A 21,781-nucleotide genomic window follows, 5' to 3' on the forward strand; every position below is an offset into this window, starting at 1 on the left:
CTAAAATTGAATAAGATATCTGGTAATGATGGCGAAGAGGTCACACCCGTTCCCATGCCGAACACGGAAGTTAAGTTCTTCAGCGCCGATGGTAGTTGGGGGTTTCCCCCTGTGAGAGTAGGACGTTGCCAGGTATAATGGAGGATTAGCTCAGCTGGGAGAGCACCTGCCTTACAAGCAGGGGGTCGGCGGTTCGATCCCGTCATCCTCCACCATAGTTTTTTCGTGCTAGCGAAAATAACTTACCATACGCCGGTGTAGCTCAACTGGTAGAGCAACTGACTTGTAATCAGTAGGTTGGGGGTTCAAGTCCTCTCGCCGGCACCACTCATTTTATTAATAATATACAACTCATTATAAAATGAGCCATTAGCTCAGTTGGTAGAGCATCTGACTTTTAATCAGAGGGTCGAAGGTTCGAGTCCTTCATGGCTCACCATTTACACACCATGCGGGTGTGGCGGAATTGGCAGACGCGCTAGACTTAGGATCTAGTGTCCTTGTGACGTGGGGGTTCAAGTCCCTTCACCCGCACCAAAGTTTTTTCGCGTTAGCGAAAATAACTAACAATATTGCGGAAGTAGTTCAGTGGTAGAACACCACCTTGCCAAGGTGGGGGTCGCGGGTTCGAATCCCGTCTTCCGCTCCAATAGTAAGTGCCGGGGTGGCGGAACTGGCAGACGCACAGGACTTAAAATCCTGCGGTAGGTGACTACCGTACCGGTTCGATTCCGGTCCTCGGCACCATAGTTTTTATAATTCAATTTAGATTATTAGCGCCCGTAGCTCAATTGGATAGAGCGTTTGACTACGGATCAAAAGGTTAGGGGTTCGACTCCTCTCGGGCGCGCCATATACGGGAAGTAGCTCAGCTTGGTAGAGCACTTGGTTTGGGACCAAGGGGTCGCAGGTTCGAATCCTGTCTTCCCGACCATTAACTAAATTACGGGGCCTTAGCTCAGCTGGGAGAGCGCCTGCTTTGCACGCAGGAGGTCAGCGGTTCGATCCCGCTAGGCTCCACCAAAACCTTTTAAAAAATATCTTGCTTTTCTCAAATGAGAATGATATTATAATAAAGTTGTTGTTAAACAATGATCTTTGAAAACTAAACAAAACCAAGCGTGCAAAAGTTAATTTCGATTAACAAAAACGTACTATATAGTACAAACTTTTATGAGCTATATCAACTCTTTATTGGAGAGTTTGATCCTGGCTCAGGACGAACGCTGGCGGCGTGCCTAATACATGCAAGTCGAGCGAACCAATGGGAGCTTGCTCCCTGAGGTTAGCGGCGGACGGGTGAGTAACACGTGGGTAACCTGCCTGTAAGATTGGGATAACTCCGGGAAACCGGAGCTAATACCGGATAACATTTTGAACCGCATGGTTCAAAGTTGAAAGACGGCTTCGGCTGTCACTTACAGATGGACCCGCGGCGCATTAGCTAGTTGGTGAGGTAACGGCTCACCAAGGCGACGATGCGTAGCCGACCTGAGAGGGTGATCGGCCACACTGGGACTGAGACACGGCCCAGACTCCTACGGGAGGCAGCAGTAGGGAATCTTCCGCAATGGACGAAAGTCTGACGGAGCAACGCCGCGTGAACGATGAAGGCCTTCGGGTCGTAAAGTTCTGTTGTTAGGGAAGAACAAGTACCAGAGTAACTACTGGTACCTTGACGGTACCTAACCAGAAAGCCACGGCTAACTACGTGCCAGCAGCCGCGGTAATACGTAGGTGGCAAGCGTTGTCCGGAATTATTGGGCGTAAAGCGCGCGCAGGCGGTTTCTTAAGTCTGATGTGAAAGCCCACGGCTCAACCGTGGAGGGTCATTGGAAACTGGGGAACTTGAGTGCAGAAGAGGAGAGTGGAATTCCACGTGTAGCGGTGAAATGCGTAGAGATGTGGAGGAACACCAGTGGCGAAGGCGACTCTCTGGTCTGTAACTGACGCTGAGGCGCGAAAGCGTGGGGAGCGAACAGGATTAGATACCCTGGTAGTCCACGCCGTAAACGATGAGTGCTAAGTGTTAGAGGGTTTCCGCCCTTTAGTGCTGCAGCAAACGCATTAAGCACTCCGCCTGGGGAGTACGGTCGCAAGACTGAAACTCAAAGGAATTGACGGGGGCCCGCACAAGCGGTGGAGCATGTGGTTTAATTCGAAGCAACGCGAAGAACCTTACCAGGTCTTGACATCCTTCGCTACTTCTAGAGATAGAAGGTTCCCCTTCGGGGGACGAAGTGACAGGTGGTGCATGGTTGTCGTCAGCTCGTGTCGTGAGATGTTGGGTTAAGTCCCGCAACGAGCGCAACCCTTGATCTTAGTTGCCAGCATTCAGTTGGGCACTCTAAGGTGACTGCCGGTGACAAACCGGAGGAAGGTGGGGATGACGTCAAATCATCATGCCCCTTATGACCTGGGCTACACACGTGCTACAATGGATGGTACAAAGGGCTGCAAGACCGCGAGGTCAAGCCAATCCCATAAAACCATTCTCAGTTCGGATTGCAGGCTGCAACTCGCCTGCATGAAGCCGGAATCGCTAGTAATCGCGGATCAGCATGCCGCGGTGAATACGTTCCCGGGCCTTGTACACACCGCCCGTCACACCACGAGAGTTTGTAACACCCGAAGTCGGTGGGGTAACCGTAAGGAGCCAGCCGCCTAAGGTGGGACAGATGATTGGGGTGAAGTCGTAACAAGGTAGCCGTATCGGAAGGTGCGGCTGGATCACCTCCTTTCTAAGGAAAATGAGCACGCTTGGTATTTTGTTTAGTTTTGAGAGATCATACTGATCTTTCTATATAAGTAAGACTCAATACATAGGAGTCTAAATGCAGATTGCATTTGAACATCCTGTGTTTTATGTTCCTTGAAAACTAGATAACGAAAACAATTCAAGTAATTCACTGAGTTTAAACGCTTAGTTTAGTGATTCTCTTAATAATTGATTTAAACGACATCTTCGATGTCAAAGGTTAAGTTGTTAAGGGCGCACGGTGGATGCCTTGGCACTAGGAGCCGATGAAGGACGGTACTAACACCGATATGCTTCGGGGAGCTGTAAGTAAGCTTTGATCCGGAGATTTCCGAATGGGGAAACCCACTGCTCGTAATGGAGTAGTATTTTTACCTGAATACATAGGGTATTAAAGGCAGACCCGGGGAACTGAAACATCTAAGTACCCGGAGGAAGAGAAAGCAAACGCGATTTCCTGAGTAGCGGCGAGCGAAACGGAAGAAGCCCAAACCAAGAGGCTTGCCTCTTGGGGTTGTAGGACACTCTATACGGAGTTACAAAGGAACGGAGTAAATGAAGAGGTCTGGAAAGGCCCGTCAAAGAAGGTAACAACCCTGTAGTTGAAACTTCGTTCCCTCCAGAGTGGATCCTGAGTACGGCGGGACACGTGAAATCCCGTCGGAAGCAGGGAGGACCATCTCCCAAGGCTAAATACTCCCTAGTGACCGATAGTGAACCAGTACCGTGAGGGAAAGGTGAAAAGCACCCCGGAAGGGGAGTGAAAGAGATCCTGAAACCGTGTGCCTACAAGTAGTCAAAGCCCGTTAATGGGTAATGGCGTGCCTTTTGTAGAATGAACCGGCGAGTTACGATCCCGTGCAAGGTTAAGTTGATAAGACGGAGCCGCAGCGAAAGCGAGTCTGAATAGGGCGAAAGAGTACGTGGTCGTAGACCCGAAACCAGGTGATCTACCCATGTCCAGGGTGAAGTTCAGGTAACACTGAATGGAGGCCCGAACCCACGCACGTTGAAAAGTGCGGGGATGAGGTGTGGGTAGCGGAGAAATTCCAATCGAACTTGGAGATAGCTGGTTCTCTCCGAAATAGCTTTAGGGCTAGCCTTGAAATGAGAGTCTTGGAGGTAGAGCACTGATTGGACTAGGGGCCCCCATCGGGTTACCGAATTCAGTCAAACTCCGAATGCCAAAGACTTATGTTCAGGAGTCAGACTGCGAGTGATAAGATCCGTAGTCAAGAGGGAAACAGCCCAGACCACCAGCTAAGGTCCCAAAGTATACGTTAAGTGGAAAAGGATGTGGAGTTGCTTAGACAACCAGGATGTTGGCTTAGAAGCAGCCACCATTTAAAGAGTGCGTAATAGCTCACTGGTCGAGTGACTCTGCGCCGAAAATGTACCGGGCTAAACGTATCACCGAAGCTGTGGACTGTTCTTACGAACAGTGGTAGGAGAGCGTTCTAAGGGCTGTGAAGCCAGACCGTAAGGACTGGTGGAGCGCTTAGAAGTGAGAATGCCGGTATGAGTAGCGAAAGAGGGGTGAGAATCCCCTCCACCGAATGCCTAAGGTTTCCTGAGGAAGGCTCGTCCGCTCAGGGTTAGTCGGGACCTAAGCCGAGGCCGAAAGGCGTAGGCGATGGCCAACAGGTTGAAATTCCTGTACCACCTCCTCACCATTTGAGCAATGGGGGGACGCAGAAGGATAGGGTAAGCGCGCTGTTGGATATGCGCGTCCAAGCAGTTAGGCTGACAACGAGGCAAATCCCGTTGTCGCGAAGGCTGAGCTGTGATGGCGAGGGAACTATAGTACCGAAGTTCCTGATTCCACACTGCCAAGAAAAGCCTCTAGCGAGGTGAGAGGTGCCCGTACCGCAAACCGACACAGGTAGGCGAGGAGAGAATCCTAAGGTGAGCGAGAGAACTCTCGTTAAGGAACTCGGCAAAATGACCCCGTAACTTCGGGAGAAGGGGTGCTTTTTAGGGTGAATAGCCCGGAAAAGCCGCAGTGAATAGGCCCAGGCGACTGTTTAGCAAAAACACAGGTCTCTGCGAAGCCGCAAGGCGAAGTATAGGGGCTGACGCCTGCCCGGTGCTGGAAGGTTAAGGGGAGAGGTTAGCGCAAGCGAAGCTTTGAACCGAAGCCCCAGTAAACGGCGGCCGTAACTATAACGGTCCTAAGGTAGCGAAATTCCTTGTCGGGTAAGTTCCGACCCGCACGAAAGGCGTAACGATCTGGGCACTGTCTCAACGAGAGACTCGGTGAAATTATAGTACCTGTGAAGATGCAGGTTACCCGCGACAGGACGGAAAGACCCCGTGGAGCTTTACTGTAGCCTGATATTGAATTTTGGTACAGCTTGTACAGGATAGGTAGGAGCCTGAGAAGCCGGAGCGCTAGCTTCGGTGGAGGCGTCGGTGGGATACTACCCTGGCTGTATTGAAATTCTAACCCACAGCCCTGATCGGGCTGGGAGACAGTGTCAGGTGGGCAGTTTGACTGGGGCGGTCGCCTCCTAAAATGTAACGGAGGCGCCCAAAGGTTCCCTCAGAATGGTTGGAAATCATTCGTAGAGTGTAAAGGCACAAGGGAGCTTGACTGCGAGACCTACAAGTCGAGCAGGGACGAAAGTCGGGCTTAGTGATCCGGTGGTTCCGCATGGAAGGGCCATCGCTCAACGGATAAAAGCTACCCCGGGGATAACAGGCTTATCTCCCCCAAGAGTCCACATCGACGGGGAGGTTTGGCACCTCGATGTCGGCTCATCGCATCCTGGGGGCGTAGTCGGTCCCAAGGGTTGGGCTGTTCGCCCATTAAAGCGGTACGCGAGCTGGGTTCAGAACGTCGTGAGACAGTTCGGTCCCTATCCGTCGTGGGCGTAGGAAATTTGAGAGGAGCTGTCCTTAGTACGAGAGGACCGGGATGGACGCACCGCTGGTGTACCAGTTGTCTTGCCAAAGGCATAGCTGGGTAGCTATGTGCGGAAGGGATAAGTGCTGAAAGCATCTAAGCATGAAGCCCCCCTCAAGATGAGATTTCCCATAGCATTAGCTAGTAAGATCCCTGAAAGATGATCAGGTTGATAGGTCAGAGGTGGAAGCGCGGTGACGTGTGGAGCTGACTGATACTAATCGATCGAGGACTTAACCTAATAAAAGAGCGTTAGCTCAGTGAATTGAATTGTGATTCGTTATCTAGTTTTGAAGGAACATCCTTCAAACTAAATATTATTTGGTGATGACGGCGAAGAGGTCACACCCGTTCCCATGCCGAACACGGAAGTTAAGCTCTTCAGCGCCGATGGTAGTTGGGGGTTTCCCCCTGTGAGAGTAGGACGTTGCCAAGTAAGATGAAGAAAAGATCAGTAGAGATACTGGTCTTTTTTGTTTTATTAAAAGGTAGTTAAAACCGAAGGTTTGAATATAAGGATTAGAGACAAAGTAAAACTACTAGCCTGAGGCTTGGGAGAAGCAAGAAGGTCAAGGAAGCGCAGAGAGTGAAGACCGGAGTGTGCGGTCTTGGCACATGAGGATCTGAACGAACAAGCTAACGCGGAGATTCGAAACTTATCGCAAGCCGATAGTCCAAATGCGGAAGTTAAGCTTTTGCGCCGATGGTAGTTGGAGGTTTCCCCTGTGAGAATAGGACGTCGCCAAGTAAGAAGAGGAAAAAGATCAGTAGAAATACTGGTCTTTTTTGTGTAGTAAATGGGGGTAATTAAGAACGGAAATTTTTAAGTTTACGAGAAGTGGAAGTTGTAGAAATATGTAGTATCAAAGATAAAACACCAAAAATCGTAGATAGAGTAAAAAGAATCGAAGATAAAACCGCAAAAATCGTAGATAAATCTCTCATAATCGTTGATAAACCTCTTAGATTGCCAAATAAACTTGAACCTAACAGAAAGAACATTGAGATTAGCCTACAATTTATGACTATTTTCTATAACATAAAAAGATTGTCTTTATAAAATTAGATGAGAGCGTAAAATCATGCAAAATAGTCCATTGAAGACTTTATCCGACAAATTCTACCAAATTACGGGAAGTGACAGGCACCCCCACCAGGCACCCCCACCAAAAAAATAAGTGTTTGAAAACTATCTTTTGAGTATATATATATTAGAACAACTTATATGTCTTATTAAGCTAGGGGAAATGTATATGTTTGAGTTTCTTAGTCAAGAGGATTATACGATGTTTTCTCGTATCCTTATTGCAGCTCTTTTATGTGGAGTTATAGGGTTAGAACGAGAGTTTAAGAATCATCCTGCAGGGTTTCGAACACATTTGTTAGTAGGAATTGGATCATGTCTTATGATGATATTGTCTTTGTATGGTTTTGAGCATTATCTTCAGGATCATAAAGCTGTGCAATTTGATCCGTCACGGATTCCATCTTATGTGATTAGTGGCATAGGATTTTTAGGTGGAGGAACCATTCTAGTAAAAGGTGCAACGGTTAGAGGATTAACAACAGCTGCTTCTATCTGGATTGTAGCTGGATTAGGTTTAATTATCGGTTCAGGAATGTATATTCTGGCATTTTTTACAACGATTATAGTGTTAATGTGTCTCATTTTTTTAAATAGATTAGAGAAGTATATGTATGTAAAAAAGACAAGAAGAAAAATGAAGGTTGTTGTAAATTCAACTAAATCTTCAATTGATGAAGTGATTCAGCGTCTTTCGACATATAGCATTAAGACAAATAGTATTGTGATGACATCAAGTCGAAAGGACCGAGATGGGAATGTAACTTTTTATTATCAGTTAGATATTAATATTAACATTCATTCAATAGGGTATGAAAAGTTGGAGCTTGTACTAAAGGAAATCAAGGAAGTAGAAAAAATCTTTTAAATAAGGTTTCACTTCTTGCTATTTTGGCAATATTTAAAATGAAACAGAAGAGTTGAAAAATTTTTCTGTTCGTTTTATATTTAGATTATAGTCAAATATAGTCAAAGTCAGTGAGGGGGAGGTTGAGTGAGAAATATTTCAGACATTATTGAACAGTATTTAAAAAAAGTGCTGGACAGTAGTGGTAAAGAAATTGTTGAAATTAAACGAAGTGAAATAGCTGATCAATTTCAATGTGTGCCTTCACAGATAAACTATGTTATAAACACAAGATTTACGATTGAAAGAGGTTATCTAGTAGAAAGTAAGCGTGGTGGAGGAGGCTATATTAGAATTATTAAAGTTCATGCTGAAACTCAAGCACACTTACTTGATCAATTACTAGCTTTAATAAACAATCGCCTCTCACAAGCAGCTGCAGAGGATATCATTAGTCGGCTTGTTACAGAAGAGGTTATATCTCCTCGAGAAGCAAAGCTGATGATGAGTGTTATAGATCGTTCAGTCCTATATATCGACCTTCCTCATAGGGATGAGTTAAGGGCAAGAATGGTGAAAGCCATGTTAACTTCATTGAAATATAAGTGAAAGTAGGGGAGACGGATGATTTGCCAGGAATGTAATGAAAGGCCGGCAACGTTTCACTTTACAAAAGTGATTAATGGTGAGAAAACAGAAGTTCATATATGTGAACACTGTGCGAAAGAAAATAGTGAATTTTTTATGTTTAATTCAAGTTCAGGATTCTCGTTAAACAGCCTGTTAACAGGTTTACTTAATATGGAGCATGGCTTTGCTAAAGCAGAGGAGCAGAATGTGTTTAAAACAGAAAGTGTTCCTCAATGTGATCGATGTAAAATGACTTTCCAGGATTTTAAGAAATCTGGCAGGTTTGGTTGCTCTAATTGTTACCCAACTTTTAAAAATTATATTACTCCGATTCTAAGACGTGTTCATGGTGGAAACACAGAACATTCCGGGAAAATCCCGAAGAGAATTGGCGGAGATATTCATATAAGGAAAAAAATTGAGGATCTAAAAGAGAAAATAAGAAGTCTTATTAGTCAAGAAGAGTTTGAACAAGCTGCACTGGTAAGAGATGAAATCCGCTCACTTGAAAAAAAATTAAGTAGCTTTGATGAGGAGGGATTTTAGATGTCACTCCAGAACTTTATGAATAAGGCGATGAGTGCTTGGATGAGTCAGGAAGGTCCTGATTCAGACATTGTATTAAGTAGCCGAATTCGTTTAGCACGAAATATAGATCAATATAAATTCCCTACTCTCTCCACAAATGAGGAAGCCCAGGAAGTTCTAAATTTCTTTGAAAACACATATGCAAATAAAACATTCAAAAAATTAGGCCAATTAGAGCTTTTAAAAATGAATGATTTGCAAGCAATTCAGAAAAGGGTCCTCGTAGAAAAGCATTTGATAAGCCCTAACTTAGCTGACCACTCAGATTATGGAGGCTGTTTGCTTTCTGAAAATGAAGAGGTAAGCATAATGTTAAATGAAGAGGATCATATCCGTATTCAATGCTTATATCCTGGATTTCAGCTGGAAGAAGCCTTAAGCACTGCGAATCAGTTGGATGATTGGATTGAAGAAGAAGTTGATTATGCCTTCGATGAACAAAGAGGATATCTAACAAGCTGCCCTACCAATGTAGGAACGGGGCTTAGGGCATCAGTGATGATGCATCTCCCTGCGTTAGTTATCACTCAAAAAATTAATCGAATTATCCCGGCAATTAATCAGCTTGGTTTGGTTGTAAGAGGGATATATGGAGAAGGCAGTGAAGCAGTAGGAAATCTGTTTCAAATTTCAAACCAAATTACATTAGGTAAGTCAGAGAAGGATATTGTAGAGGATCTTGTTAGTGTTGTACAACAACTAATTGAGCAGGAAAGATCTACTCGCGAAGCTTTATATCAGTCCTCACAAACTCAGTTAGAAGACAGGGTTTACCGTTCCTTTGGAACTTTGGTATACTGCCGAAGCATAGAATCTAACGAGACTGCAAAATGCTTATCTGATGTTAGATTAGGTATTGATTTAGGAATTATTAAAGATATTTCCCGTACTATTTTAAATGAACTGATGATATTAACACAGCCTGGATTTTTGCAGCAGTATTTTGGAGGACCATTACGTCCAAATGAGAGAGATATTCGTCGTGCTGCACTCATTAGAGAGCGGTTGAACCTGGAAATGGATCGTAATAAACGGATGGAGGATGATGAATTATGATGTTTGGAAGATTTACAGAACGCGCGCAAAAAGTACTGGCTTTAGCACAAGAGGAAGCAGTTCGATTAGGTCATAATAATATTGGAACAGAGCATATTCTTCTAGGTCTTGTTAGTGAAGGAGAAGGCATAGCTGCTAAAGCTTTACTAGCATTAGGTCTAGGTCCAGATAAAATTCAAAAAGAAGTAGAAGGATTGATTGGTAGAGGTCAAGATGCATCACAAACTATTCACTATACACCAAGAGCAAAAAAGGTCATTGAGCTATCAATGGACGAAGCAAGAAAGCTGGGACATTCTTATGTCGGAACAGAACATATTCTCCTAGGACTTATTCGTGAGGGAGAAGGGGTAGCTGCACGAGTACTTAATAATTTAGGTGTAAGTTTAAACAAAGCAAGACAACAGGTTCTTCAATTATTAGGAAGCAACGAATCTTCAGCAAACCATCAAGGTGGAGGCATTACTAATGCTAATACACCTACTTTGGATAGTCTTGCACGTGATTTAACAGCAATCGCTAGAGAAGGAAGCTTAGATCCTGTAATTGGTAGAAGTAAAGAAATTCAGCGTGTTATTGAAGTGTTGAGTAGACGTACGAAAAACAACCCTGTATTAATTGGAGAGCCAGGTGTTGGTAAAACGGCCATCGCTGAAGGCTTGGCTCAACAAATTGTCCAAAATGAAGTGCCGGAAATTTTACGTGATAAGCGTGTTATGACGTTAGATATGGGAACGGTTGTTGCAGGGACAAAATATCGTGGTGAATTTGAAGATCGCCTAAAAAAGGTAATGGATGAAATTCGCCAAGCGGGTAATATCATTCTCTTTATCGATGAGTTGCACACATTAATTGGTGCTGGTGGTGCAGAAGGAGCTATTGATGCTTCAAATATTCTTAAGCCTTCGTTAGCTCGTGGTGAACTGCAATGTATTGGTGCAACAACACTTGATGAATATAGAAAATACATTGAAAAAGATGCGGCATTAGAGCGTAGATTCCAGCCAATTCAAGTTGATGAACCTTCTGTTGATGAAAGTGTTCAAATTTTAAAAGGTTTACGTGATCGTTATGAGGCACATCATAGAGTATCAATTACAGATGAAGCGATTGATGCTGCTGTTAAATTATCAGATCGTTATATTTCAGATCGTTTTCTTCCAGACAAAGCGATTGATTTAATTGATGAAGCAGGTTCAAAAGTTCGCTTACGTTCTTTTACTACACCACCTAATTTAAAAGAGCTTGAACTAAAGCTTGAGGAAATCCGTAAGGAAAAAGATGCCTCTGTTCAAAGCCAAGAGTTTGAAAAAGCAGCATCTTTGCGTGATACAGAGCAACGTTTACGTGAGCAGCTAGAAGAAACGAAAAAAACATGGAAAGAAAAACAAGGTCAAGAAAATACTGAAGTGACAGTTGAAGATATTGCGATGGTTGTTTCCAGTTGGACTGGTGTCCCAGTTTCCAAGTTGGCACAAACAGAAACTGATAAATTGCTAAATATGGAAAATCTCCTTCATTCAAGAGTAGTTGGTCAAGAAGAAGCAGTAGTTGCTGTTGCAAAAGCAGTACGCCGTGCTCGTGCTGGATTAAAGGATCCAAAACGTCCAATCGGTTCATTCATCTTCTTAGGACCAACGGGTGTAGGTAAAACTGAGTTAGCTCGTGCTCTAGCAGAATCGATCTTTGGTGATGAAGATGCAATGATTCGTATTGATATGTCTGAGTATATGGAGAAGCACTCAACATCACGTCTTGTTGGTTCACCTCCAGGATATGTAGGATATGATGAAGGTGGTCAGTTAACAGAGAAGGTTAGAAGAAAGCCTTACTCCGTTGTTCTTTTAGATGAGATTGAAAAAGCACACCCTGATGTGTTTAATATTTTACTTCAAGTATTAGAAGATGGAAGATTAACGGATTCTAAAGGACGTACTGTAGACTTTAGAAATACGATTTTAATTATGACTTCTAACGTTGGAGCTAGTGAACTAAAACGCAATAAATATGTTGGTTTTAATATTCAAGATGAAACACAAAATTATAAAGACATGAAAGATAAGGTAATGAATGAGTTAAAACGTGCATTCCGTCCTGAATTCATCAACCGTATTGATGAAATCATTGTCTTCCATTCTTTAGAGAAAAAGCATCTAAAAGAAATCGTTTCGCTTATGTCTGATCAATTAACGAAACGTTTAAAAGAACAAGATCTTTCATTAGAATTAACAGAATCTGCGAAAGAGAAAATTGCAGATGAAGGAATTGACTTAGAATATGGTGCAAGACCATTGCGTCGTTCGATTCAAAAGAATGTGGAAGATCGTCTTTCTGAAGAGCTGTTAAAAGGTACAATTGATAAAGGCCAAAAAATTATTCTTGATGTGGAAAATGGCGAATTTGTTGTGAAAACAGCTGAAAAAGAAGAAGTGAAATCTAATTAAATAAAGATAGTTTAGAGGCATACGATTTTAATTGTGTGCCTCACTTTCTTTTTTCTCCTATGGATGATACTACGGACAGTGGGAATAAGATAATCCTCCTTTTACCCGTCTGGAAAGATTTAAATGTAATTTCCGAAAAGATTTCCCTTGATAACACTTTCAGTTTTATATAATTAAGGATAAGTATCATAATTAACTTGTCTATTTGGTAATCTAATAAGAGAGGAACAATTTTATGGCAAAAGCAAAGGTAAAGTTTATTTGTCAAACCTGTGGATATGAATCACCGAAGTGGATGGGAAAATGCCCAGGATGTGGTGAATGGAATACAATGACAGAAGAAGTATTAAAGTCTGGGTCACCTCGAAGGTACTGTTTTTGCTCATTCCAATCAAACGGTACAAAAACCCTCGCCGATCACAACAATTGAAACAACCCAAGAACCAAGAATATTTACAAACCTTAAAGAATTTAACCGTGTACTCGGAAGTGGTATTGTGAAGGGATCTTTAGTTTTAATTGGTGGTGACCCTGGTATTGGGAAGTCAACCCTGTTATTACAAGTATCCTCTCAATTAGCTGATAACGGTCATGATGTTTTATATATATCTGGTGAAGAATCCGTTAAACAAACGAAATTAAGGGCAGATCGCTTAGGGGTAAAATCTAATAAATTATTAGTTTTATCTGAAACAGATTTAAGCTTTATTTCAAAAGCAATCGATGAAACAAACCCAGCCTTTGTAGTGGTCGATTCGATTCAAACTGTTTATCATAGTGAAATAAGCTCTGCTCCAGGTAGTGTGTCTCAAGTAAGAGAATCAACGGCTGAATTAATGAGAATACCAAAACAAAGGGAATTGCAGTATTCATTGTTGGTCATGTAACGAAAGAGGGTTCAATTGCAGGTCCAAGGCTATTAGAGCATATGGTTGATACTGTCCTCTATTTTGAGGGAGAAAGACATCATACGTATCGAATATTGCGTGCTGTAAAAAATCGCTTTGGTTCTACAAATGAGATGGGAATTTTCGAGATGAAAGAAGCTGGTTTAGAAGAGGTGCAAAATCCATCAGAGATTTTTCTAGAGGAAAGGTCTAAGGGTGCGGCAGGTTCAACAGTTGTTGCCTCAATGGAGGGTACCAGATCAGTGCTTGTTGAAATTCAGGCTCTTATCTCTCCGACCAGTTTTGGAAACCCAAGGAGAATGGCAACTGGAATAGATCATAATCGAGTGCCATTGTTAATGGCTGTTCTAGAGAAACGTGTTGGTCTTCTTTTGCAAAACCAGGATGCATATCTAAAGGTTGCCGGAGGCGTAAAGCTTGATGAACCTGCTATTGATTTAGCTGTTGCTGTTAGTATTGCATCTAGTTTTAAGGATGAACCACCAAAACCAACTGACGTTATTATAGGGGAAGTTGGGTTAACAGGTGAGGTTCGTAGAGTGTCGAGAATTGAACAAAGAGTGATTGAGGCTGCAAAGCTAGGTTTTAAGAGGGCGGTCATTCCACATGCAAATATAGGCGGTTGGAATCCACCAGATGATATAGAAATTATAGGAGTAAAAAATGTAGCAGAGGCCCTCCAAAAAACATTAGGGGGATCATAAATGACAGATATAGAGAGTAAGTCAGGCGAAAAGACATTAAATGAAATTTTGCAGTTTGTAGCGCCTGGAACACCTATTAGAGAAGGGATAGAAAATGTACTTCGAGCAAAAACAGGTGGGTTAATTGTTGTTGGTCATAATGACAAGGTAAAGGAAGTAATTGATGGAGGCTTTACAATTGAATGTCCATTTTCATCTGCTCATTTATATGAGCTTGCGAAAATGGATGGAGCTATCATCTTAAGTGATTCAGGAAACAAAATCATGTATGCAAATGCTCAACTGGTTCCTGACCCTACTATTTACTCCTCTGAAACGGGCATGAGACATCGTACGGCTGAGCGTGTGGCGAAACAAACGGGTAATTTAGTTATTGCTATTTCACAAAGAAGAAATGTAATCACGCTGTATCATGGAGAGCTTAGATATGCATTAAGGGATATAGGTGTTATCTTAACAAAAGCAAATCAAGCCATTCAAACATTAGAAAAATATAAAATCGTGTTAGATCAATCAATTATGACGCTAGGTGCACTTGAATTAGAAGAGCTAGTGACATTTAAAGAAGTTCTTCAAGTACTTCACAGGTTTGAGATGGTTCTTAGAATTAAGGATGAAATAAATGATTATGTGAATGAACTTGGAGCTGAAGGACATCTGATCCGCTTGCAGTTAGCAGAACTTTTGACAGGGTTAGAAGAAGAAGCGGCTCTTTTAATTAAGGATTATGCTGTCGATAAGTCAGTAGACCCTTACCCTGTCATTAAACAGCTTCAAGACTTATCGAGCTTTGAGCTTTTGGAAGATTCCGTTCTGTTTAAATTATTAGGTTATTCTTCTTTTACAAATATAGACAGTCCAGTTATTTCACGTGGTTATCGCATTTTAAACAAAATTCCGAGACTGCCTACGATAATTATTGAAAATTTAGTGACAACATATAAAAATTTGAAACTTATTATGAAAGCATCCGTAGAACAGTTAGACGAGGTAGAAGGAATTGGTGAGGTAAGAGCTAAGAAAATAAAAGAAGGACTGAAGAGATTGCAAGACCAACTACTAATTGATCGTCATATATAAGAAGATTTCATGAAAGTTTTACGATTACTGTTTTAATTTCTGTAAAATAGGGTATATTAAAATTGTTTTTTAATGTATGTGTTTTTGGGTCATAGCCAAGATTACAGACATGTATCAATCTATTTACATTTTAATTTATCTATTTCACAAGTCAGCAAATTAGGATAAAGTAGTAATAATTAAAAAGGAGGTGAAGGTATGTTAATTAAACGCATAATCCAACTATTTTTTCTAAGTGTAGGTGGGATGTTAGGAATCCTATTTATGCCACAACTACTTGAATTAATGAATATGCAGGACATACCTTTTATTAATACACCTTATACGCTAGCAGTACTAGGTGCAATCATATTCTTTGTGGCAACATTTTGGTTGGTCGATTATGTTGTGAATTGGATCAGGGTCTTAGAAGAAGCTGTTGTAAAAGCCCCTGTTACAGATGTTTTATTTGGTAGTCTAGGATTAATATTTGGTCTTATAGTTGCTTTTCTTATTGTTATCCCTTTAAATACGATCCAGTACCAAGTCTTTAACACCATTATTCCAATATTCTTAACACTACTGCTTGGGTATCTAGGTTTTCAAGTAGGATTTAAGAAACGAGACGAATTAATTAATGTTTTTACAGTTCAAAATAAAATAGGTAAGAAAAAAGGAATCTCTGATGACGAGGTTGAAATTGAAGATAAAAAGCTTAAAATATTGGACACGAGTGTCATTATAGATGGGCGAATTGCGGATATCTGTCAAACAGGATTCCTAGAAGGAACCATCGTGATCCCTCAATTTGTTCTAGAAGAATTACAGCATATCGCGGATTCTTCTGATGTATTAAAACGAAATCGTGGAAGAAGAGGTCTTGATATCCTGAACCGTATTCAAAAAGAGCTTTCTATAAATGTAGAAATTTATGAAGGTGATTTTGAGGAAATACAAGAGGTGGATAGTAAACTCGTTAAGCTTGCAAAACTCACATCAGGTGTTGTTGTAACAAATGATTTTAACCTCAATAAGGTTTGTGAATTACAAAAGGTTCATGTATTGAATATTAATGATTTGGCAAATGCGGTTAAGCCTGTTGTGTTACCTGGTGAAGAAATGAATGTTCAGGTCATTAAAGACGGGAAAGAGCATAATCAAGGTGTTGCCTATTTAGATGATGGAACAATGATTGTTGTTGAGGATGGCCGAAATTACATTGGAAAGCATATTGATGTGCTTGTAACAAGTGTTCTTCAGACTTCGGCTGGAAGAATGATCTTTGCAAAACCCAAGCTATTAGAAAAAGCATTATAATATACCTCAGCCCATGAAACATTTAACTCTATGTCTCATGGGCTGTTTTACATATAGTGAGGAATCTTTTATTATGATGTTATACTGAATTATTGAAGGAGTAACTCCAATGAATTATCAAGTCATAATACCTGCTGCTGGTCAGGGTAAGCGGATGAATGCAGGTAAGAATAAGCAGTTTATTCAACTAGAACAGATTCCAATTATTATACATACATTAAAGGTTTTTGAAGAACATTCCCACTGTAAGGGTATTATATTAGTAATTAATGATGCAGAAAAAGCTGACTTTCAACAGCTGATAAAAAAGTACCGCATATCCAAAATCAAACATTTAGTATCTGGTGGACAAGAGCGCCAATACAGTGTTTATAACGGGTTAAAGGCAGTGGAAGAGGGAGATTTAGTTCTTGTTCATGATGGAGCAAGACCTTTTCTTACTCATGATATTATAGAGGCACTTTTGTCAAAAACGATCATAACCGGTGCGGCAACACTTGCTGTGCCAGTTAAAGATACAATAAAGAGAGCGAAAGATGGAGTGGTAGTCGAAACAGTTGAACGTTCTTCACTTTGGTCAATCCAAACTCCACAAGCGTTCCATTTATCAATTATTTTAGAAGCACATGAAAAAGCAGTGAGAGAAAACTTTCTAGGAACAGATGATGCGAGTCTTCTAGAAAGAGTAGATCAAGCGGTTTCGATCGTTGCTGGTGAATATACAAATATTAAAATCACAACACCCGAGGATCTGTACATAGCAGAAGCGATTTTGTCGAAGAGAAAGATGTAAATTTCATAGTGTCTATTAGGTTATAGAAAGTGGGAATAATAAATGATAAGAGTTGGACAAGGTTTTGATGTACATCAATTAGTGGAAGATCGCCCCTTAATAATCGGAGGAATTGAGATTCCATATGAAAAAGGGTTATTAGGCCATTCAGATGCTGATGTATTATTACATACAGTTGCAGATGCTTGCTTAGGTGCAATTGGTGAAGGGGATATTGGGAAACACTTCCCTGATACAGATCCCACTTTTAAAGATGCGGATTCTGCAAAGTTATTAAAACATGTATGGGAGATCGTAAAAAATAAAGGTTATGAATTAGGTAATATTGATTGTACAATTATTGCGCAAAAGCCTAAAATGGCACCATTTATTGAAGACATGAGAAATAGGATTGCTGAATTATTAGAAGCTGAAGCATCACAAGTCAATGTAAAAGCAACAACAACTGAAAAATTAGGTTTTACAGGTAGACAAGAGGGAATTGCTTCAATGGCAACAGTCCTGATTCAGCAGCGTACATAACACAAATTAGGTTTGTTGATTTATTTTGTATCTGCTTTATTTTGGTGGTAAAATTAGGTCTGTTCTTATACGTTATTCGTAATTTTACATAAAAATTAATAACTATGGGTTGCTTATATTTTTAAGTAGCTTGGAAACGAAGAGTCAAAAAGACGGAGGTAGCAAAGATGGCAAAAGAAGTTAGAGTTCGTTATGCACCAAGTCCAACTGGACATTTACATATTGGAAATGCAAGAACAGCATTATTTAATTATTTATTCGCTAAAAATCAAGGTGGAAAATTTATTATACGTATTGAAGATACGGATAAGAAACGTAATATTGCTGGCGGAGAAGAAAGTCAATTAAAGTACTTAAAATGGCTAGGAATTGATTGGGATGAAAGTATTGATGTTGGTGGAGAATATGGTCCATATCGCCAGTCAGAGAGAAATGATATTTACAAGAAATATTATGAAGAGCTTCTAGAAAAAGGTTTAGCTTATAAATGTTATTGTACAGAAGAAGAGCTGGAAAAAGAACGTGAAGAACAAATGGCGAGAGGTGAAACACCTCAGTATTCTGGTAAGCACGCTAACTTAACAAAAGAAGAACAAAACGAATTAGAATCACAAGGGCTTCAAGCAAGCATTCGTTTTCGAGTACCTGCTAATAAAGAGTACCGTTTTACTGACATGGTAAAAGGGGATATTTCCTTTGAGTCAGAAGGAATGGGTGACTTTGTTATTGTCAAAAAGGACGGAACACCTACTTATAATTTTGCAGTAGCTGTTGATGACCACTTAATGGGGATTTCACATGTACTAAGAGGAGAAGACCACATTTCTAATACGCCAAAGCAATTGATGATTTATGAAGCGTTTGGCTGGGATATTCCTGTATTCGGTCATATGACATTAATCGTAAATGAAAACCGCAAAAAATTAAGTAAACGAGATGAATCAATCATTCAATTTATTGAGCAATATGAAGATCTTGGTTATCTACCAGAAGCGTTATTTAACTTTATTTCATTACTTGGTTGGTCGCCGGGCGGAGAAGAAGAGGTATTTACAAAGAATCAATTAATTGAAATCTTTGATGCGAATCGTCTTTCTAAATCTCCAGCTGTCTTTGATACACATAAATTAGCTTGGATGAATAATCAATATATTAAGCAGCTAGATCTTGAAAAATTAATTCCACTTTGCTTGCCTCATTTAATTAAAGCGGGGAAAGTGTCAGAAAACATGAGCGAGGAAGAACAGGAAAGAACTCATCAATTAATTGCGCTCTATCAAGAGCAATTGAACTTTGGAGCAGAAATTGTTGATTTAACGGAGCTTTTCTTTAAAGAAGAAATCTCTTATGAAGAGGAAGCAAACGATGTTCTTGCAGGAGAGCAAGTTCCTGAAGTTTTATCAGCGTTTGTGAGTGAAATCAATCAAAGCGATGATTTTTCAGCTGATACAGTGAAAACAATGATAAAGGCTGTCCAGAAAGCAACCGGACAAAAAGGGAAAAATTTATTTATGCCGATTCGTGTAGCGATAACAGGTCAAACACATGGACCGGACTTACCAAAGTCTATTGCGGTTTTAGGAAAATCCACCGTTTTAGCTAGATTACAAAATGCAATTAGTTGAGTTCATTTCATAATGATCGCTTTTTAATCAAAAAACGAGATTTTTCTTTCATCTAGCTTATTGTTGAATATACGAAGATATGCAATAAAAAATGAGCCTCAAACGTTTTTTTGGTAACAAATTGTACATTATGAAGATGATTCAGTTAACATTTGCATAAAAATGTAATATAGTATGGTTAAACTATATTTAAAGCGTTGATAAGGAGAGTAGAGTTTTATTTCCTTTATAGAGAGAACCCTCATCGGCTGAAAGGGGTTTAAGTGAAGTAATTCTTGAAGTGCACCTTAGAGTCCTTTGCTAAACGTCATGTAGACTAGTAAGTAAAGGCGTACCCTCTACGTTACAGAGTTAAAGTTGAGGTTAGAGTGATCGTTGTACTCTTTCCTAAACAGAGTGGAACCGCGCATTCAAGCGTCTCTGTCATGTTGCAGAGGCGCTTTTTTATATTCTCAGGAAAAATCTAATAAAGTTTATGATTGGAGGGGAAATGAATGTTGAAAATGATGAAAGAAGACGTAGAGGTTGTTTTTGAGCAAGATCCCGCAGCAAGAAATTATTTTGAAGTTATTTTAACTTATTCAGGATTACATGCCATTTGGAGTCATCGAATTGCCCATGCTTTTTACAAAAAGAAGTTCTTTTTCTTAGCTAGAGCTATCTCGCAGATAAGCAGGTTTTTTACAGGAGTTGAGATTCATCCTGCTGCAAGAATTGGACGCCGTTTCTTTATTGACCATGGAATGGGCGTTGTTATCGGGGAAACATGTGAGATTGGAGACAATGTGACGGTCTTCCAGGGAGTAACACTTGGTGGAACGGGAAAAGAAAAGGGAAAAAGGCATCCGACCATTAAAGACAATGCGCTAATTGCTACAGGAGCAAAGGTGTTAGGCTCTATTACTGTTGGAGCATACTCAAAGATAGGAGCGGGGTCTGTTGTCCTAAAAGATGTGCCAGATCAATCGACTGTTGTTGGAATTCCTGGAAGAGTCGTTATCCAAAATGGAAAGAGAGTTGATCAGGACTTAAACCATTCTGATTTACCAGATCCAGTTTCAGATCGTTTTAAGGAGTTAGAAGCTGAGTTAAAACAATTAAGAGATGAAGTACAACACCTAAGGAAAGGAAAGAATGACTATGACAATAAAGTTGTACAATACGCTAACGAGACAAAAAGAAACGTTTGAGCCTCTAGAACCGGGAAAGGTAAAAATGTATGTTTGTGGTCCAACCGTTTATAATTATATTCATATAGGAAATGCTAGACCCGCAATTGTTTATGATACGGTAAGAAGATACTTAGAGTTTAGCGGGTATGAGGTGAACTATATATCAAACTTCACAGATGTGGATGATAAATTAATTAAAGCGGCTAATGAACTGGGTGAAGATGTTCCTACCATTGCAGATCGGTTTATTGACGCATATTTTGAAGATGTAACAGCACTTGGCTGCAAACGTGCGACCACACATCCACGTGTAACAGAAAACATTGATATTATTATTGATTTTATCCAAGCTTTAATTGATAAAGGCTTTGCTTATGAAGCAGGCGGTGATGTTTATTATAAGACAAGAGAATTTAAAGAGTATGGAAAGCTTTCACATCAATCGGTTGAGGAGCTTCGCTTAGGAAACAGAATTGAAGTAGGGGATAAAAAGCAGGATGCTCTAGACTTTGTTCTTTGGAAATCAGCAAAAGAAGGGGAAATTTCCTGGGAAAGTCCGTGGGGGCATGGTCGACCTGGCTGGCATATTGAGTGCTCTGCTATGGCACAAAAATATTTAGGTGACACAATTGACATTCATGCCGGTGGTCAGGACTTAACATTCCCTCATCATGAAAATGAAATTGCTCAATCTGAAGCTGTAACAGGTAAGCAGTTTGCTAAGTATTGGTTACACAACGGATATATTAATATTAATAATGAAAAGATGTCAAAGTCTTTAGGGAACTTTGTTTTAGTTCACGATATTATTAAAGAAATCGATCCACAAATTGTTCGTTTCTTTATGTTGTCTGTTCATTATAGACACCCAATCAACTTCTCTCAGGAGTTATTAGAGAGTACAAAGAACGCGTTTGAACGTTTAACAACATCATATGGAAATTTAAAGCATCGTAAAAACAGCAGCACAAATTTAACGGATAATAACGAAGAATGGCTAACAAAAATTAAAAACTATCAACAGCAATTTAAAGAAGAAATGGATGATGACTTTAATACAGCTAATGCTATTTCAGTTTTATTTGATCTATCAAAACAAGCAAATTACTATTTGCAGGAACAGAATACATCAACTGAAGTGATTCAAGCTTTCTTAGATCAATTTGATCAACTGGGTAAAGTGTTAGGGGTAACATTTGAATCAACAGATCTTTTGGATGAAGAAATTGACGAAATGATTCAACAGCGTATTCAAGCAAGAAAAGACCGCAATTTTGCTTTAGCTGATGAAATCCGTGATAAATTAAAAGACCTAAATATCATCTTGGAGGATACACCACAAGGTACGAGATGGAAGCGCGGTTGATTA

The 21,781-nt window shown here is 40.4% G+C and carries 12 protein-coding genes, 9 tRNA genes, 4 rRNA genes, 1 pseudogene and 1 other annotated feature; all 26 genes and pseudogenes read left to right on the plus strand.

Annotation, left to right across the window (positions count from 1 at the left end):
- Positions 1-18 precede the first annotated feature (18 nt).
- The 26 genes and pseudogenes from rrf (MVE64_RS13970) (at position 19) to cysS (ending at position 21,778) form a co-directional block, all read left to right on the plus strand.
- A 5S ribosomal RNA gene (gene rrf, locus MVE64_RS13970) occupies positions 19-134 on the plus strand.
- A gap of 5 nt (positions 135-139) precedes the next feature.
- Positions 140-215, plus strand: a tRNA-Val gene (locus MVE64_RS13975).
- A gap of 36 nt (positions 216-251) precedes the next feature.
- A tRNA-Thr gene (locus MVE64_RS13980) sits at positions 252-327 on the plus strand.
- 36 nt (positions 328-363) lie between these two features.
- Positions 364-439 (plus strand) — tRNA-Lys (locus MVE64_RS13985).
- Positions 440-451: 12 nt separating this feature from the next.
- Positions 452-537 (plus strand) — tRNA-Leu (locus tag MVE64_RS13990).
- Between the two features lie 37 nt (positions 538-574).
- A tRNA-Gly gene (locus MVE64_RS13995) sits at positions 575-649 on the plus strand.
- Between the two features lie 9 nt (positions 650-658).
- A tRNA-Leu gene (locus MVE64_RS14000) sits at positions 659-747 on the plus strand.
- 29 nt (positions 748-776) lie between these two features.
- A tRNA-Arg gene (locus MVE64_RS14005) sits at positions 777-853 on the plus strand.
- Between the two features lie 4 nt (positions 854-857).
- A tRNA-Pro gene (locus MVE64_RS14010) sits at positions 858-934 on the plus strand.
- A 13-nt stretch (positions 935-947) separates the two neighbouring features.
- Positions 948-1,023: transfer RNA gene (locus MVE64_RS14015), tRNA-Ala, on the plus strand.
- 168 nt (positions 1,024-1,191) lie between these two features.
- A 16S ribosomal RNA gene (locus tag MVE64_RS14020) occupies positions 1,192-2,741 on the plus strand.
- A 235-nt stretch (positions 2,742-2,976) separates the two neighbouring features.
- Positions 2,977-5,904, plus strand: a 23S ribosomal RNA gene (locus tag MVE64_RS14025).
- Positions 5,905-5,983: 79 nt separating this feature from the next.
- Positions 5,984-6,099, plus strand: a 5S ribosomal RNA gene (rrf, locus tag MVE64_RS14030).
- The 16S, 23S and 5S rRNA genes sit together here with 9 tRNA genes alongside, the layout of an rRNA operon.
- Before the next feature lie 817 nt (positions 6,100-6,916).
- Positions 6,917-7,615: an MgtC/SapB family protein gene (locus tag MVE64_RS14035; protein WP_247339047.1), complete on the plus strand. Its 699-nt coding sequence runs from the start codon at positions 6,917-6,919 to the stop codon at positions 7,613-7,615.
- A 126-nt stretch (positions 7,616-7,741) separates the two neighbouring features.
- On the plus strand, positions 7,742-8,203 hold the full coding sequence (locus MVE64_RS14040) for a CtsR family transcriptional regulator (RefSeq protein ID WP_121664157.1): 462 nt from the start codon (positions 7,742-7,744) through the stop codon (positions 8,201-8,203).
- A gap of 15 nt (positions 8,204-8,218) precedes the next feature.
- Complete coding sequence (gene mcsA / locus MVE64_RS14045) at positions 8,219-8,770, plus strand: protein-arginine kinase activator protein McsA (protein ID WP_231308791.1); 552 nt, start codon at positions 8,219-8,221, stop codon at positions 8,768-8,770.
- Positions 8,771-9,868 carry a protein-arginine kinase McsB gene (gene mcsB, locus MVE64_RS14050; RefSeq protein ID WP_231308792.1) on the plus strand — a complete coding sequence of 366 codons (1,098 nt, stop codon included), beginning with the start codon at positions 8,771-8,773 and terminating at the stop codon, positions 9,866-9,868.
- On the plus strand, positions 9,865-12,312 hold the full coding sequence (clpC, locus tag MVE64_RS14055; protein WP_247339048.1) for an ATP-dependent protease ATP-binding subunit ClpC: 2,448 nt from the start codon (positions 9,865-9,867) through the stop codon (positions 12,310-12,312). Before mcsB ends, clpC begins: the two co-directional genes overlap by 4 nt.
- 235 nt (positions 12,313-12,547) lie before the next feature.
- Positions 12,548-13,924, plus strand: a pseudogene (gene radA / locus MVE64_RS14060) (DNA repair protein RadA).
- On the plus strand, positions 13,925-15,004 hold the full coding sequence (gene disA, locus MVE64_RS14065) for a DNA integrity scanning diadenylate cyclase DisA (RefSeq protein ID WP_121664162.1): 1,080 nt from the start codon (positions 13,925-13,927) through the stop codon (positions 15,002-15,004).
- 198 nt (positions 15,005-15,202) lie between these two features.
- Positions 15,203-16,300, plus strand: a complete 1,098-nt coding sequence (locus tag MVE64_RS14070) for a PIN/TRAM domain-containing protein (RefSeq protein ID WP_247339049.1) — start codon at positions 15,203-15,205, stop codon at positions 16,298-16,300.
- 109 nt (positions 16,301-16,409) lie between these two features.
- Positions 16,410-17,093, plus strand: a complete 684-nt coding sequence (ispD, locus tag MVE64_RS14075) for a 2-C-methyl-D-erythritol 4-phosphate cytidylyltransferase (protein WP_247339050.1) — start codon at positions 16,410-16,412, stop codon at positions 17,091-17,093.
- A 42-nt stretch (positions 17,094-17,135) separates the two neighbouring features.
- Complete coding sequence (gene ispF, locus MVE64_RS14080; protein WP_247339051.1) at positions 17,136-17,615, plus strand: 2-C-methyl-D-erythritol 2,4-cyclodiphosphate synthase; 480 nt, start codon at positions 17,136-17,138, stop codon at positions 17,613-17,615.
- A gap of 167 nt (positions 17,616-17,782) precedes the next feature.
- Positions 17,783-19,240, plus strand: coding sequence for a glutamate--tRNA ligase (gltX, locus tag MVE64_RS14085; RefSeq protein ID WP_247339052.1), 1,458 nt, complete (start codon positions 17,783-17,785; stop codon positions 19,238-19,240).
- A 188-nt stretch (positions 19,241-19,428) separates the two neighbouring features.
- Positions 19,429-19,665, plus strand: a binding site (T-box leader).
- 69 nt (positions 19,666-19,734) lie between these two features.
- Positions 19,735-20,430 carry a serine O-acetyltransferase gene (gene cysE / locus MVE64_RS14090; RefSeq protein WP_247339053.1) on the plus strand — a complete coding sequence of 232 codons (696 nt, stop codon included), beginning with the start codon at positions 19,735-19,737 and terminating at the stop codon, positions 20,428-20,430.
- The gene (gene cysS / locus MVE64_RS14095; RefSeq protein WP_247347057.1) at positions 20,381-21,778 is read left to right on the plus strand and encodes a cysteine--tRNA ligase; all 1,398 of its coding nucleotides are present in this window, start codon (positions 20,381-20,383) and stop codon (positions 21,776-21,778) included. Before cysE ends, cysS begins: the two co-directional genes overlap by 50 nt.
- Positions 21,779-21,781 lie beyond the last annotated feature (3 nt).

It is taken from the genome of Metabacillus endolithicus (assembly GCF_023078335.1).
GTDB classification, from domain to species: Bacteria; Bacillota; Bacilli; order Bacillales; family Bacillaceae; genus Metabacillus; species Metabacillus endolithicus.

Excerpts from the sequence above, each read along its gene's own strand:
- disA (WP_121664162.1), top strand. The coding sequence starts at position 13,925 with ATGACAGATATAGAGAGTAAGTCAGGCGAAAAGACATTAAATGAAATT.
- ispD (WP_247339050.1), top strand. The coding sequence starts at position 16,410 with ATGAATTATCAAGTCATAATACCTGCTGCTGGTCAGGGTAAGCGGATG.
- mcsA (WP_231308791.1), top strand. The coding sequence starts at position 8,219 with ATGATTTGCCAGGAATGTAATGAAAGGCCGGCAACGTTTCACTTTACA.
- MVE64_RS14070 (WP_247339049.1), top strand. The coding sequence starts at position 15,203 with ATGTTAATTAAACGCATAATCCAACTATTTTTTCTAAGTGTAGGTGGG.
- cysE (WP_247339053.1), top strand. The coding sequence starts at position 19,735 with ATGTTGAAAATGATGAAAGAAGACGTAGAGGTTGTTTTTGAGCAAGAT.
- gltX (WP_247339052.1), top strand. The coding sequence starts at position 17,783 with ATGGCAAAAGAAGTTAGAGTTCGTTATGCACCAAGTCCAACTGGACAT.
- mcsB (WP_231308792.1), top strand. The coding sequence starts at position 8,771 with ATGTCACTCCAGAACTTTATGAATAAGGCGATGAGTGCTTGGATGAGT.
- MVE64_RS14035 (WP_247339047.1), top strand. The coding sequence starts at position 6,917 with ATGTTTGAGTTTCTTAGTCAAGAGGATTATACGATGTTTTCTCGTATC.
- clpC (WP_247339048.1), top strand. The coding sequence starts at position 9,865 with ATGATGTTTGGAAGATTTACAGAACGCGCGCAAAAAGTACTGGCTTTA.
- ispF (WP_247339051.1), top strand. The coding sequence starts at position 17,136 with ATGATAAGAGTTGGACAAGGTTTTGATGTACATCAATTAGTGGAAGAT.
- cysS (WP_247347057.1), top strand. The coding sequence starts at position 20,381 with ATGACAATAAAGTTGTACAATACGCTAACGAGACAAAAAGAAACGTTT.